The 15495-nt window shown below is 36.7% G+C and carries 15 protein-coding genes; 11 read left to right on the plus strand and 4 right to left on the minus strand.

What is annotated here, in order from left to right:
• Positions 1-206 precede the first annotated feature (206 nt).
• A complete protein-coding gene (locus BLQ56_RS18925) occupies positions 207-1091 on the plus strand; it encodes a peptidylprolyl isomerase (RefSeq protein ID WP_175490386.1) in 885 nt (294 codons plus the stop codon).
• 48 nt (positions 1092-1139) lie between these two features.
• On the opposite strand, the gene BLQ56_RS24145 is transcribed toward BLQ56_RS18925, so the two are convergent.
• The 3 genes from BLQ56_RS24145 to BLQ56_RS18935 form a co-directional block, all read right to left on the minus strand.
• Positions 1140-1268: a hypothetical protein gene (locus BLQ56_RS24145; protein WP_274380249.1), complete on the minus strand. Its 129-nt coding sequence runs from the start codon at positions 1266-1268 to the stop codon at positions 1140-1142.
• A 126-nt stretch (positions 1269-1394) separates the two neighbouring features.
• A complete protein-coding gene (locus BLQ56_RS18930; RefSeq protein ID WP_090858162.1) occupies positions 1395-2261 on the minus strand; it encodes a TetR/AcrR family transcriptional regulator in 867 nt (288 codons plus the stop codon).
• Between the two features lie 410 nt (positions 2262-2671).
• Complete coding sequence (locus tag BLQ56_RS18935; RefSeq protein ID WP_090858165.1) at positions 2672-3778, minus strand: AI-2E family transporter; 1107 nt, start codon at positions 3776-3778, stop codon at positions 2672-2674.
• Between the two features lie 167 nt (positions 3779-3945).
• Here BLQ56_RS18935 and BLQ56_RS18940 point away from each other — a divergent pair, with 167 nt between their 5' ends.
• The 10 genes from BLQ56_RS18940 (at position 3946) to BLQ56_RS18985 (ending at position 14387) form a co-directional block, all read left to right on the plus strand.
• Complete coding sequence (locus BLQ56_RS18940; RefSeq protein WP_090858166.1) at positions 3946-4671, plus strand: YwmB family TATA-box binding protein; 726 nt, start codon at positions 3946-3948, stop codon at positions 4669-4671.
• Between the two features lie 189 nt (positions 4672-4860).
• A complete protein-coding gene (locus BLQ56_RS18945; protein WP_090858169.1) occupies positions 4861-5430 on the plus strand; it encodes a TVP38/TMEM64 family protein in 570 nt (189 codons plus the stop codon).
• A gap of 85 nt (positions 5431-5515) precedes the next feature.
• A complete protein-coding gene (locus BLQ56_RS18950) occupies positions 5516-5863 on the plus strand; it encodes an ArsR/SmtB family transcription factor (RefSeq protein ID WP_274380250.1) in 348 nt (115 codons plus the stop codon).
• A gap of 142 nt (positions 5864-6005) precedes the next feature.
• The gene (locus BLQ56_RS18955; RefSeq protein ID WP_238457323.1) at positions 6006-6347 is read left to right on the plus strand and encodes a metal-sensitive transcriptional regulator; all 342 of its coding nucleotides are present in this window, start codon (positions 6006-6008) and stop codon (positions 6345-6347) included.
• A gap of 14 nt (positions 6348-6361) precedes the next feature.
• A complete protein-coding gene (copZ, locus tag BLQ56_RS18960; RefSeq protein WP_090858175.1) occupies positions 6362-6568 on the plus strand; it encodes a copper chaperone CopZ in 207 nt (68 codons plus the stop codon).
• A gap of 186 nt (positions 6569-6754) precedes the next feature.
• Entirely contained in the window at positions 6755-9190 is a 2436-nt protein-coding gene (locus tag BLQ56_RS18965) for a heavy metal translocating P-type ATPase (RefSeq protein WP_090858178.1), read from the plus strand.
• A gap of 45 nt (positions 9191-9235) precedes the next feature.
• A complete protein-coding gene (locus BLQ56_RS18970; RefSeq protein ID WP_090858181.1) occupies positions 9236-10042 on the plus strand; it encodes a hypothetical protein in 807 nt (268 codons plus the stop codon).
• 205 nt (positions 10043-10247) lie between these two features.
• The gene (locus tag BLQ56_RS18975) at positions 10248-11540 is read left to right on the plus strand and encodes an MFS transporter (protein WP_090858184.1); all 1293 of its coding nucleotides are present in this window, start codon (positions 10248-10250) and stop codon (positions 11538-11540) included.
• A complete protein-coding gene (locus BLQ56_RS18980; RefSeq protein WP_238457325.1) occupies positions 11506-12108 on the plus strand; it encodes a TetR/AcrR family transcriptional regulator in 603 nt (200 codons plus the stop codon). The genes BLQ56_RS18975 and BLQ56_RS18980 overlap by 35 nt, the downstream gene beginning before the upstream one ends.
• Before the next feature lie 1091 nt (positions 12109-13199).
• Complete coding sequence (locus tag BLQ56_RS18985; protein ID WP_090858190.1) at positions 13200-14387, plus strand: D-alanyl-D-alanine carboxypeptidase family protein; 1188 nt, start codon at positions 13200-13202, stop codon at positions 14385-14387.
• Positions 14388-14443: 56 nt separating this feature from the next.
• Here BLQ56_RS18985 and BLQ56_RS18990 read toward each other — a convergent pair whose 3' ends face one another.
• Positions 14444-15472 carry a glycosyltransferase family 2 protein gene (locus BLQ56_RS18990; protein ID WP_090858193.1) on the minus strand — a complete coding sequence of 343 codons (1029 nt, stop codon included), beginning with the start codon at positions 15470-15472 and terminating at the stop codon, positions 14444-14446.
• Positions 15473-15495: the final 23 nt, after the last annotated feature.

The raw sequence follows: 15495 nt of genomic DNA on the forward strand, positions 1-15495 counted from the left end.
CGGGGTCATAAGTCAAATCACTTCAGAAATCAAGATTTCCTGCGTGATTCGCCTTATGCCTGCCTGAGGCTGATCAAGGCGCTTCCGCTTTTCTTTTAATACCTTGGACAAGTTTTGTTAATACTTTCGTCATATTTACAGGTTAAGATTAACTCTAAGATATTGGCAGAAAAAACTTGTTAATGATAGAAGGGAAGTTAATTCATATGTTAAAAGAATTGAAGAAACGTAAGGTATATGTAAGTGTCATTACGGTGCTAGTTATAGGAATTATTGTTAGTACCTTTCTTTTACAAAAGGAAGTTGTTGCTAGTGTTGAAGGCACTTCAATTACCAAAGCTGAATTATCAGAAGAGTTGTTAGAGCAATATGGGAGCACTGTTTTAGATACAATGATTACAAATAAGTTAATTGAGCTTGAGGCGGAGAAACAAGAGGTAAAAGCGACTGATGAAGAAATTGAAGCTGAATTAGCAACATTAATTGAATCCTATGGCGGAGAAGAAGCATTTAATTCTGTGATTGAGTCAAGTGGAGCGTCAATGGAGGCAGTAAGGCAGGATTTGAGTTTATATCTTGTTACAGAAAAGCTTCTTAAAGAGAGAATTACGATTACAGATGAAGAGATGACAACGTACTTTGAAGAAAACAAGGAAACTTATGCACAAGCAGAACAAATCGAGGCAAGTCATATATTAGTGGAAGATGAAGAAACAGCAAGTGAGGTCGTTCAAAAGTTAGACGAGGGTGAAGACTTTGCAGAGCTTGCAAAAACATATTCAACAGATACAACTAACGCTAGTTCTGGTGGAGATTTAGGTTATTTTGGAAAGGGTGAAATGGTTGCAGAATTCGAAAATGTTGCGTTTAATTTAGAGCTTAATACAATTAGTGACCCTGTAAAAACAGAGTACGGATACCATATTATAAAAGTAACAGATAAGAAGGCAGCTGCAGAGGCGGATTTTGAGCAAAGTAAGGAGTTAGTTGAACAATCTATTTTAGAAGAAAGAATGAGTACTGAGTACTCGACATTTTTGAGTGAATTAGAGTCAGCGTATAGCATTGAAACATTCTTAGGAAGTAATTAAATAGAAAAGAAGAATGGGGGCCGTAGTGTTACATTACCGTCCCCATGATTAGTGTAATAGTTGGTGTCTTTTAATAAGTTGAGCGTTTACACCTTGTTCCTTTAAAGCTCGTACAATTTCTAACATTGTTCGTTTTGCTATGGGTTCTTCTTTTTGATCATTTTGTTTCTTTTTCAATGATATCCCTCTTTCACTTATTTAGTGACCACTCGGTCATTCCTATTATAATGGTTTTGTGACTAGTTGGTCAATGGGTTTAAAATTAAAAAAAAAAAACGCTCAAAAATGAACGTTTTTTGATAACTATATTTTGAACTGATAAATGGACGAAATTTCTTTTCTGAACTTCTCAAGCTGTGGATACTCTTTGAAATTTGATAACATTCCCTGGAGTACTGGCAATCTTGGTGATTCCTTGTTAATCTCAGCCTCCAATACATCCAATGAAACAAGTAAATCTTCATGTTTATCGATTTCTTCTATATTTTGGCGTAAGAGCTTTAGAACCGATTGTATTTTAGGACCTTCGCTTAAGAAAACTGACTTTGTCTTTTGGACAAAATTTTCCACGATTTTCCCTGTTAGTAAAGGTTCCTCATTACTGATTCCATCAACAATATGATCTAGACGTCTTAAGATAAAAGGTACCATTTTAGTCGTTTCTAATTGACTTGGGTTAATTAACAATAACTTTATATATGATTGGAGTAATCCATCAAGTATCATTGAAAGATCCCACAAGTGGTCATCGATTCGTTCACCGTAAATGGAACGCATCCCTTGTTGATAAAATTTATGAGTGTCTTCTTGCATTTTAAAAATAAAGGCTTTTACAGAATCGTTTATTGGAATAGCCTGTTCTCTTGATTGCATGATAATAAATTCTTTATGCTCAAGGAGTGTATCTAATAGTGTGATAAGCTGAGTCGAAAATAGTTCTCTCGGTTGAAAATCTTGATCATGATGTGCAAAAATGTTTGCTTGGAGTTTTTCATAGTAATATTCAAGGATTGAAAGTAATAATGAATCCTTAGATTTAAAGTGCAGATAAAATGCTCCCTTTGAAATTCCACTTTCATGAGCAATTTCTTGGATAGACGTATTGGTAAACCCCTTGTGAGCAAAGAGTTTAATAGCTGTTTCAATGATTAGCTTGTCTTTTTCTTTCATGTTTCCACCTCCTCACAAATGATACAAAGCTTGTTAAGGTTCTTTTTTATTAGCTTTTTATAATGACTGTATTCGTATAATTGTTGGTATTTAAAACCGCAGGCTGAATACACTCCGCGTCCGGCGGGTGCCCAGTGAGCCTCCTCGGCGCTATTGCTTCTGCGGGGTCTCACTTTGGCCACTGGTCCCGCAGGAGTCTACGTGTATTCATCCAGCTTGTATTTAAAGATTAAAAGTTTTATCTCTAAAACATTTGCCTTTTAATTAAGACATAACTTACTCTCGAATGACCGAGTGGTCATATTGAAGTATAGATTTAAATGATAGATGTGTCAAATAAAAGCTCGAGTGTCCATTTAAATAGGTTGTACTTGGAATGATATCACATTCTAAGTACAACCCTTCACTTTTTATTTTGATGTAATAATTTCTTCTTTATACTTCCTTTGAAGCTTAATGAGTCTCACTACGTGTAAAATTACGGCTTTTAATACGGCATATGTAGGGACAGCTAATATCATTCCAATGATTCCACCGAAACTTCCTGCACCTATTAATAGTAAGATAATCGTAAGTGGATGGGTATTTAATCGTTTACCGATAATTAGAGGAGAAAGTAAATTCCCATCAATTTGTTGAACAATTAATACCACAATAGCCGCTAGTGCTGCTTTTCCAGGTGAATCAAGCAAACCTACTATGATGGCAGGTGCTGCACCAATAAATGGACCAACATAAGGGATGATGTTTGTAATTGCAATGATGATCCCTAATACAAGGGCATATTTTAAGTCAATGATTAAATAGCCAATGAAACAACCTGTCCCAACAACTAATGATACAATTACCTGCCCTTGAATATAGGTTGATAACGTGTCATATAAATCTTTAAAAATAACCAATCCTTCATTACGCAATGAAGTAGGAAAGAATTTAATCGCAGTTTCTGAAAAACGATGACCATCCTTCAGCATATAAAATAGAATAAATGGGACGGTAATGATAATGAGTGTAATATTTGTTACTACTCCTAAAACCTGTGCTAGACTTGCAGTTATATTATCAGGGATGGTTTGGACAAAGGTTAGGAATCTATCTTCTATTTCATTTATTGATACATATTCCTGAGTCATGACCCAAGTAAACCAGGATTGGGTTGATAGATCATTTACAAATTGCTGAATGACTCGTGCATATCTTGGTGCATTCTTAATGAAGTCTGCAATTTGTTCAGATACAATTGGTCCAACAATTGAACCGAGTGTAATGATTAGACTTATAAACAGTAGGTATAAAATAAGGATGGCAACGGTTCTGGGTACCCGTCCTTTTTCTATTAATTTCACAATCGGGTTAAAAATAAAGAATAGAATTCCTGCTATCAATATTGGTAAAAAGAGAGTTGAGCCAAACACAATAATAGGTTGGAATAAAAAAGACACCTTCGAGCCAACATACACGATTAGTAGAATAAATAATAGTTGAAGTGTCCAGAAATGCACTTTCGATTTAATCACACAATCTTCCTCCTAAACTAAGTTCTTCCATAAAACATTTATTCCCATTATAACGTGAATTAATCGATATTTTATCATATTTTGTAAAATCTTATAAAATATGAATTTTATTTTCTATGTATATAACCCTTATAATTTGTCTACTCTTGTTAAAGAGGTGAGGGGAAATGAAAATAATATTAACAATTAGTCTATCAGTATCTATACTGTTCAGCTTTTATAGTCAAGTTTTCGGAATTGAACGTTATGAAACATTAAATACATTACAATCTATTGCAAAGGAAAATCAAGTTGAGGTAAGTCAATGGACGATTTATAGTAGAGGACATGTTGAATATGTAAAGGAACAAGAAGATGTGGAAGAGTATTTTCTGCAAATTCAGAAGGAACACCCAGAATTCACTTGGCATCAGGAGGAAGAAAAAGTGGATCATCATTTTGTTATAACTGGAACGAATGAAAAGAATAAAGAAGAGATTAATGAAAAAATGACGATTACAGCATATCCGTATAATGGGCAATATGAATTGAGTAAATCGTATCAGTTAACAGGAACAAGATGGACAGAAGACCAACAACAATTTGTAACAGAGAATTATGGTGAACTGTTTTCAAATAGTGAAATGTTTTATACAATCCGAGGTCAGTTAATTAAAAAAGGTAACTTAGAGCAAAAGGCAGAACACTTAGTGCGAAGCTATGGCGGGAAAATTGTTGAAGGCATCTATGAGGAGGACTTTGTTTCATTATCGGCTTTTTCAAAGGAGATTGACACACAAACCATGATGAATGGTGAAAATGAAATGAATCTACAAATAGGCTTGAGAACAAGTGATGCTTTAAATAAAGTGGACGTTACAATTGGAACTCCGATTATTACGACTGAATATTAATAAAAATGAGGCGATCCTAGAAATGCCTAGGCGCCTCATTTTTATGTTACTAGAGGTTTTACTAGTGTTATAAAATCTTGAGTCTATTAGATCGCGCAATAATGATGGTAAACTAGTTAAATGGTCAATTATAATGGAGGGTGTATTAATAATTAACCACTTATCACAGAGGGTAATATGGAGGAATAAATGCAAGAGCAACTCATAGAATTTCTTGTTAAGCACGCGGAAATAGCCGTTTTAATTAGCATTTTTATTAATATTGTTATTAGCATTGTTGGGGTGATACCGAGTTTTTTTCTTACTGCTGCTAATATTATTGTGTTCGGCTTCTGGGAAGGGATGTTTGTTTCCTTTGTAGGAGAAGCATTGGGGGCAGGTCTTGCATTCTGGTTATATAGAAAAGGGCTTAAAAGGATTGTTCAAAGAGAGACTATAAAAAATAAACTGATTTTAAAGCTCCTAGAAGTTAGAGGAATGGAAGCATTTTATAGTATTATCTTTTTAAGATTACTTCCTTTTGTTCCATCAGGAATTGTAACTATTGTTGCTGCGATGGGAAAGGTAAGTGGATTGACATTTATCTTGGCGAGTTCGATAGGAAAGGTTCCTGCGTTGGTAATGGAATCTTATTCAGTGTATCACATTAGTGAATGGACTGAAGAAGGGAAGGTCGTTTTAACCATTTTTGCTTTGATAGGACTTATTCTGATGATCTACAGGATTAAAAGAAACTTAGATATGAAACAAAGTGAATAAAAGTCACCATTTGAAATAAAGCTTTGTATGTAATAAAATATAGTTAATCAAAAAAAATAGATATAAAGAAATGGTGGTGTCAGTAATGAATACTCGCCCAATGATTGACCTAATGGATGTTTCACTTGAATCCACTTTTGAAAAATATGAATTGAAATTTAAAGCGTTAGCAGATAAAAAGCGATTAAGAATTTTAAACGAGATTGTCAATAAAGGTGATGTATGTGTGTGTGATTTATGTGAAATTATGGATATGTCCCAGTCAAAGCTTTCCTATCACCTGAAAATACTGTTAGATGCCGGACTAGTCATAAAAGTGACTAAAGGTACGTGGAGTTACTATGAGCTAAACGAAAAAGAAGTTAATCATCTGTTATCTGAGGAGCTTTGCTGTTTATTTCGCTCTGATCGTGAATCTAATGAAGGTGAATAAAAGACAGAAAATGAATTAAACCATTTTCTGTCTTTTATTTTTATAAACAATGCATCCTTTGAAGAATTTGTGGCAAAATAATAAAACCACTTTACATACGTTAGGGGGGTATGGTAATTTTGATTATGAGGAGGGGATTAAATTGAGTGAAGAAATTGAATTAACAGAAGAGTCTTCAGATGATTGTTGTTCTCCCCATAATGAAAGAAAAAGCCACCACTCTGAAAATACGAAAAGAAATCTGGTTAGTCGTTTAAATCGTATAGAAGGACAAATACGAGGAGTAAAAGGGCTGATTGAGAAAGATACTTATTGTGATGATGTAATTACGCAAATTTCTGCGATTCAGTCAGCTTTAAATAGTGTAAGTAAAATACTGCTCGAAGGTCATTTAAAGGGTTGCGTATTAGATCGCATTCAGGAAGGCGATATGGAAGTCCTTGATGAAGTGTTAGTTACTGTTCATAAATTAATGAAAAAATAAAGGAGTGTTTTAAGATGGAACAAGTTACGTTAAATGTTAAAGGGATGTCATGTGGACATTGTGTGAAAGCAGTCGAAGGTAGTGTTGGAGAACTAGCAGGAGTAAGTTCAGTTAGTGTGAATTTAAATGAAGGTAAAGTAGATGTATCTTTTGATGCTGGAGCTGTTTCAATCGAGAAAATTAAAGAAACGATTGATGATCAAGGTTATGATGTAGAATAATTTTTTTGACGTCAAATAATGTATAAATCTTTTAACATAGTTTTTGTGTCTAGCTCCAGGCGCCATCGGCTCGGGGTCATAAGCCGATAAGCGGGCGCCTTGCGCTTTTCATACGTGCTACAATGGTAGCACGCTTTATTTTCACGAAAATATACCCCTATATAGTATGTTTGGAGGGTTGCAGAGATGGGTAGTCTGAAGGAAACGAGTTTGCAAATAACTGGTATGACGTGTGCGGCTTGTGCCAATAGAATTGAAAAAGGATTAAAGAAAATAGAAGGTGTTGAGGAAGCTTCTGTTAATTTGGCACTAGAAAAATCAATGATTAAATTTGATCCTGAAAAGACAACTGTTCGAGCATTCGAACAGAAAATTGAATCACTAGGTTTTGGTGTTGTTTTAGAAAAAAAAGAGTTTGACATCACTGGGATGACATGTGCTGCGTGTTCTACAAGAATTGAAAAAGGGTTGAACAAATTAGAGGGTGTTTCAAAAGCAACTGTTAATCTTGCATTAGAAACTGCTTCAGTTGAATATAATCCTGCAGTTCTTTCCCAAGCAGATGTCATCACAAAGGTTGATAAGTTAGGATATAGTGCAAAAGTTAAAAGTGAAAATATGGAAGAGGCAATAGACCACCGTGCAAAAGAGGTAGAACAACAAACTGGTAAGTTCCTGTTCTCTTTGATCTTGTCTTTGCCATTATTATGGGCAATGGTTGGTCACTTTACTTTTACACAGTTTATCTATGTTCCTGATTTGTTTATGAATCCTTGGGTACAGCTTGCTTTAGCAACGCCAGTGCAATTTTTTATCGGAAAGCAGTTTTATGTAGGCGCTTATAAAGCGCTTCGAAATGGTAGTGCCAATATGGATGTGTTAGTGGCTTTAGGTACATCTGCTGCTTATTTTTATAGTGTTTATTTATCGATTGCTTCAATCGGTTCTAATGCACATATGGTAGAGCTTTACTATGAAACGAGTGCGATATTGATTACATTAATCATCTTAGGTAAATTATTTGAGGCAAGAGCAAAAGGAAGGTCATCTGAGGCGATTAAGAAGCTAATGAACCTTCAGGCAAAAACTGCAACGGTTATGAGGGATGGTGTAGAAATAAACATTTTGCTTGAAGAGGTTCAGGTTGAAGATATTGTCTTTGTAAAGCCAGGTGAAAAAGTTCCAGTAGATGGAGAAATTATTGAAGGAAAGTCAGCCCTAGATGAATCCATGTTAACTGGAGAAAGTGTTCCTGTTGATAAAGAGGTAGGAGACACTGTTATAGGAGCGACAATTAATAAAAATGGTTTCTTGAAAATCAAAGCAACAAAGGTTGGTAGAGATACTGCACTCGCTCAGATCATTAAAGTGGTTGAGGAAGCACAAGGATCAAAGGCACCAATACAACGACTTGCTGACCAGATTTCTGGAATTTTTGTTCCAATTGTTGTTGGGATTGCGATTGTTACATTTTTAGTGTGGTTCTTAGTTGTCGATCAAGGAAATTTCGGAAGTGCACTTGAGACAATGATTGCCGTTCTTGTCATTGCATGTCCATGCGCATTAGGTCTTGCAACCCCAACCTCAATTATGGCTGGTTCAGGTCGTGCTGCTGAGTTTGGTGTATTGTTCAAGGGTGGAGAGCACTTAGAAATGACACACCGTATTACAACAGTGATTCTTGACAAAACTGGTACTGTTACAAATGGAAAGCCAGTGTTAACAGATATTATTTTAAAAGAAAAGAATAAGGAAGAAGAAATAGTAGCTTTAATTGGAGCGACTGAAAAACAATCTGAGCATCCATTAGCACAATCGATTGTGCAAGGACTTACTGATAGAGGGATTATCTTCCCTGAGGTCATGTCCTTCGAAGCAATCCCAGGCTTTGGTGTAAAGGCAACTGTTAATGATAGGGATGTATTAATTGGTACAAGAAAGCTAATGTTACAGAATGGAATTGAGATTGAAGAAGGTTTGCTAGAGATGGAGAAGCTTGAAAATGAAGGGAAAACAGCAATGCTGGTTAGTATTAATGGTGTTTATACCGGTATAGTTGCTGTTGCTGATACGATCAAGGAGACATCTCGTGAGGCCGTAAGTAGACTTAAAGAGATGGGCTTAGAGGTTGTCATGATTACAGGTGATAATCAACGAACCGCAAATGCGATTGGTGCTCAAGCAGGAATTGACCACGTTGTCGCAGAAGTACTTCCAGAAGGGAAAGCGGAAGCGGTTATAGAATTTCAAAAGCAAGGTAAAAAAGTTGCGATGGTAGGAGACGGAATTAATGATGCACCAGCTCTTGCGACAGCGGATATAGGTATGGCAATTGGAACTGGGACAGATGTAGCGATGGAAGCTGCAGACATTACATTAATTCGCGGAGATTTGAATAGTATTGCGGATGCAATCTTCATGAGTAAGAAGACAATCAGAAATATTAGACAGAATCTATTCTGGGCATTTGCTTACAATACCCTTGGTATACCAATTGCGGCCTTAGGATTTCTAGCACCATGGCTAGCAGGTGCAGCTATGGCGTTTAGCTCCGTTTCAGTTGTCCTAAACGCATTACGATTACAAAAAGTGCGGGTGCCAGGCACCGATGGCGGGACATAATTTGTCCCGATAAGATAAGCCTCAAAAACGAAAGGAGAGGAAATCATGAAGAAATGGATGACATCAGCAATCCTCTATTTAGTTGTTGTGATTGCTGTGTATAATTTATACGGGCTAATTACCTCTAGTGACCAAGAGGGTTCAGACCCTGCTGCAGAACATTCTTCCCATGGAGAAGAAACAGCTCAACATGATCATGGTGATCATCATACGGAAAGTGATGTGAAAGCAGAGGTTAGGGCATCAGATAATAATATAAATATATATCTCACAGATCAATCAGGTCATCCGGTTGAGGAGCTAGAGGTCAATCATGAGGAGGTACTACATTTAATTATAGTTGATGAACAATTAGAGCAGTATTATCACCTTCACCCTAATCAGATTGATGTAGGGGTGTTTCAAGCAAGTCATGAATTGTCGGCAGGAACTTATATTGCTTTTGTTGACGTACTACCGGCTGAACAATCCTATGAAGTTGCGCCACTTCACTTTACGATTGGAGGAGAAGAGAAAGCGCACGAACATGGAAACTTAACACCCGACCAAGAGTTCATTAAAGTCATAAATGGGCAGTCTTCAATACTTGAAATGAGTTCCATGAATGCTGGTGAACCTATCACATTAAATTTCAAACTTCCTAATGCAGTAATTGAACCCTACTTAGGAGCAATGGGGCATGTCGTCATCCTTGATGAAAATGGACATAATTACTTACATGTCCATCCCAAAAATCATGAGGATCTAATTTTTGAGACTTTCTTTGACCAGCCTGGTATCTATAAAATATGGGCAGAGTTTCAGATTGCTGGTGAAGTATTAGTATTTCCGTACGTAGTGGAGATAAAATAAGTAAAAGATTTACAACCGGTTCTTATCAAGGACCGGTTTTTTTCATGTCTAAATAAGGGGAAATAATGGTGCCAGGCACCGAAAGTGGGACATATTTTGTCCCGGTGAAAATATTTTGTATTGCCTATTGAATACCGACATCTATGTCGTTTATAATAACGACAAAGGTGTCGGTAAACGACCGTTAGGAAGGTGAGGTTAAAGAATGAATCATAATAAACAAGTAGAAAAAGCTAGTTTGATGAGAAATAAACCATATTTGTATTTAATAAGTTCGCAAGTTGTTTCAAGTCTAGGAGACTGGTTAGATATGCTAGCAATAATGGCTCTAGTCGCACTAAAATGGGAGGCATCACCAATAGCGATGGCAGGAGTAGGGCTTTGCTTACTCGGTCCAATGGCTGTTGTTAGTCCAGTCGCTGGAATACTTGCTGATAAATATGACCGAAAAAAACTTATGATTCTTTCTGATGTTATTCGCTGCTTAGTTGTGATTGGTTTTGTCTTTTCGACAGCGCTTTGGCAGATCTATACTTTACTTATCATAAAAAGTATTTTTGCCGCATTATTTATCCCAGCCAAAAATGGTAAACTTAAAGAAATTGTCCCAGAGAGTCAAATGCAATCAGCGATGGCAATTAGTGGGGTAGTAGACAATGGTAGCAAAATTGTAGGACCATTAATTAGTGGTTTACTCGTTTCATTAGTGGGAATTCAGTGGTCCTTTTATTTAGATGCAGCCTCCTTTGTATTGTCTGCTATTTTACTATTTGGTGTCCCAAAGACCATAAATGAGACTTTCGTTAATGACAGTGGCATACCAAAGGAAAAGGAAACGATGATTAGTCAGTTAAAGGATGGACTTACAGTCTTAAGGCAAATTCCGTTTCTATCTGCTGGTTTAATGGTATTTAGTGTCGCTCTTCTTGTTATTCAAATAGCAGACACTCAGTTAATGGTTCTTCTAAGGCAAATTGATGGGGATCCTACCGAAATAGTTGGTTATGGAATTGCAGCCAATGGAATTGGCATGTTAATCATGTCGATCATATTAAGTAAAAAGAAAATCCAGTCAACAGCCATTTATATTGGGCTTGGATCAGCAGTTGTCGGGTTATGCTTTGCGGGAATGGTTTTGCTGGTCCCGTTATCCATTGTGATGACAACAATTTTGACACCCCTTTTATTTTTTATCGCAGGTTTAGCTGCTGCAGCAATCATCATCCCTTTTCAAATTACCGCACAAAAAGGAACCCCAGTGCAATATACAGGGAGGGTTTTTGGTACGATTAGTAGTGTGACCACCTTAGCCTCGCTGATTGGAATGGTAAGTGGTGGGGTGATTGCAGAAATATTTGGGGTCAATATGGCTTTTGTATTATCCGGTGGATTATTAGTAATTGTGGGAATAGTGGTGCTAATTAAAAGATCAAAATTAGAAAGTAGGGTGAACCTTGCCGAAAGTGACCGAGGATTACAAGGAAAAGCGTCGGGTTGAGATCCTTAAAAAGGCTGAAGCAGTCTTCATTGAAAAAGGGTTTAGTCATACAACCATGACAGATATCGTCAATGCTACAGGACTAAGTAGAGGTGGTTTGTATCATTATTTTTCAAATACAGATGAATTGTACCAAGCGATTATCCATGAAAAAGATAAAAGTGCAGAAGAATATTTTAATCAACTTTTAGATGGGTTTGAAACAGCGTGGGAAGGGCTGGATACTTATTTAAATGAAGTTGAAAAAGCACTGATAAACTCCAGTACCAGCTTTGCTTCTGTTAATCTTGAATACTTTATCATTGGGAGACATGCGGAAGGTAGAAGAGATTTCATCAGTGAAAGATATAAGCAAGCCATTGGACATTTTACCAAATTGTTAGGTAAAGGGGTAGAGCAGGGTGAATTCAAACCAATTCAGCCAGTAGATGCAATTGCCAACTATTTAATTAACATCGTTGATTCGATGCATATACAATTATTGGTAATCGATAAAGAACAAAGCTATATCTCCGAACAGATAGAAGGAGTAAGGATTTATTTGAAAAGGGTGCTTGGGAAGGGATAAATTAAGAGAAAACGCTATGGAAATCGTTTCTATGGCGTCTTTTGCTTGTCTCGGGAGGGTTGATATTAATCCTGCATAACTTAGAGAGAATCCCACGAAACTTGATAATTATCCCGAGAAACTGCAAGATAATTCAACGGGACAATAAGGATGAAAGCCAAACGCTGAATAATGAAGAGAATTCCACGAAACTGCATGCAAATTCAACGGAACATTAAGGATGAAGCCAAACACTGTAACGAATCCCGCGAAAAACGAAGAGAATCCCACAAAACTTAGTATTAATGCCGCGAAACTGCATGATAATTCAACGAAACATCAAGGATGGAGCTAAACGCTGTAACGAATCCCGCGAAAATCGAAGAGAATCCCACAAAAAATAGTAATAATCCCGCGAAACTGCATGCAAATTCAACGGAACAATAAGGATGGTGCCAAACCCTGTAACGGATCCCGCGAAACTGCATGCAAATTCAACGGAACATTAAGGATGAAGCCAAACACTGTAACGAATCCCGCGAAAAAAGAAGAGAATCCCACAAAACTTAGTATTAATGCCGCGAAACTACATGATAATTCAACGAAACATTAAGGATGGAGCAAAACCCTGTAACGAATCCCGCGAAAAACGAAGAGAATCCCACAAAACTTAATATTAATCCCGCGAAACTGCATGCAAATTCAACGGAACATTAAGGATGAAGCCAAACACTGTAACGAATCCCGCGAAAAACGAAGAGAATCCCACAAAACTTAGTATTAATGCCGCGAAACTGCATGATAATTCAACGAAACATCAAGGATGGAGCTAAACGCTGTAACGAATCCCGCGAAAATCGAAGAGAATCCCACAAAAAATAGTAATAATCCCGCGAAACTGCATGAAAATTCAACGGAACAATTAAGGTGTGCCAAACCCTGTAACTAATCCCACGAAAAAAATAATCCCCTTACAAAAAAATAGGTATTCAAACATTTTTTTGGTAAAATACACTTAGATATTAATACATAGGTACGAATAGTTTGATGAGAAAATAAATAGTCCAAACCTTAAAAAAACAAAAGACATCATAGACAAATGGAGAAATTGAATGAAAACACCTACTATAATAATTCTAATAGTAATCTTTACTCTACTTCTACCAAGTCAAGCCTTGGGTCAATTTGAAACGATAGATGATCCTGAAATACAGAGCGAGGCCGCGATTTTAATTGATGCAACAACTGGGGAAGTTCTATTCGAGCAAAATAGCGATGACAAAATGTATCCTGCTAGTATTACTAAGATTGTGACAGCTATTCTCGCAATTGAATCGAATCGGTTAGATGAATTGGTCACGGTTAGTAAGCGAGCAAGAGAAGCGGATGGTACTCGTGTGTATTTGGAAGAAGGAGAAGTCGTTCCTTTAAAGAAGCTTGTCCAAGGACTCATGATTAATTCCGGAAATGATGCCGGAATCGCCATAGCTGAACATCTAGGTGGAAGTGTTGAAGAATTTGCCGTGTTGATGAATCGATTCGTTAAGAATAAAATCGGTGTTAAGGATACTCACTTTGAAAACCCACATGGATTATTTGATGATGAACATTACAGCACAGCAGCAAACTTTGCTGAAATTATGAAATATGCAGTAAAAAATGAGACGTTTAGAGAAGTTATAGCTACAGCTGAGTTGCGATGGGTTGGTGAAAGTTGGGATACAACAATTTTTAATCATCATTGGATGTTAAGAGAGTGGCCGTATGAGGGTGTGATTGGTGGTAAAAATGGTTATATTGATCAGTCTGGTCACACATTGGTCACTGCAGCTGTCAGGGAGAATTTATCACTTATTACAGTTGTCTTAAAAGCCACGACAAAAAGAATGATGTACAATGACACGGAAAAGCTATTTGATTACGGCTTCACTCATTTTGAAACGGCTAAATTGCCACCACAGGAATTTACAAACGAAGAGAATGTGAAATATCGCCTTGAGGACCCGTTCTTTTATACAAAAAAGATTGGTGAAGAAACGAAGCTTGCAATAGGAACCTCAGGAGAACTAACCATTACTGGTGAGGATGAACGGGTGATTGCGAGTGAACAACTCATTAACCCATTAGAAATGGTTGATAAATCAAGACTCGTGAAATCAACCAATCCACTGGATGCAAGCTATAAGAATAAGGCAACTATCACAAGTAAAGGCTTAATAATGAGTGCAATCGTCATATTTTTAATTGGAACGTTCTTCTATTTAAGAAAAAGGAACAAGGAAAAGAGATTCTTTCAATAATCAAAAAAAAACGTTTGATCCTAATGGATTTAAACGTTTTTTTATTAGGTTTGTTGTTATTCCTGACCAACCATATTTGCTTGTTCTAACCTTAAAATTGACTCATCATTTTCGTCTGATAAAACTGGATAAGCTAGATTAAAAGTATCAATATCTACAATATACCTTGGGCGACGCTTTGTTTCTTTATATATTTTACCGATATATTCTCCAATGAAACCAATAGCAATCAGTTGAAGCCCACCAATTAGCCAGATGGATGTAATGAGTGAGGTCCATCCAGTTGTTGTATTTCCTGTGAATTTCAGGAGAATGAAGTAACCTCCAAAAATTAAGCTTACTAAAAAAGAAACAAAACCAACTAAAGAGACAAAGCGAATTGGGGTCACACTGAAAGATGTAATTCCATCAAGAGCAAAGGAAAGCATCTTTTTGAGAGGATATTTCGTTTCTCCTGCTAACCTTTCTTTCCGATTATAGTATACGTGAGTGGTGTTGAACCCAATTAGTGGAACAATTCCCCGAAGGAATAAATTGATTTCACCAAAGTTTTCAAGCTTCTCTACTGCCCGTCTACTCATCAAACGAAAATCAGCATGATTATAGACAATATTAACACCCATTTTCTTCATCAATTTATAGAAGCCCTGTGCTGTATGTTTTTTGAAAAATGTATCTGTTTTCCGTTCGTTACGTACACCAAGGACAACCTCAAACCCATCATGAAATTTTTTGATAAACTCACGAATGGCTCTGATGTCATCCTGAAGGTCGGCATCGATTGAGACAATGCAATCAGAATGTTCTTTTGCTGAGAATAAACCTGCAAGCAGTGCTTGCTGATGGCCAACATTGGTTGAGAGTTTCAATCCTTTAACCCTCCGATTATTGAGTCCACTTTGATAGATAATATCCCAAGTGTGGTCCTTGCTACCGTCATCAACAAAGAGGATCTTGCTGTTGGGGGATATAAGCATCTCCTGCTCAAGCTCGGTTAACAACCTTGTTAGTTCATTAATCGTAATAGGAAGGACTTCTTCTTCGTTAAAGCATGGTACAACAATGGTGAGTATAGGATCTGACATCTCTAAATGACCTCCTAAGGTTT

The organism is Litchfieldia salsa (genome assembly GCF_900104555.1).
GTDB lineage: Bacteria > Bacillota > Bacilli > Bacillales > Bacillaceae_L > Litchfieldia > Litchfieldia salsa.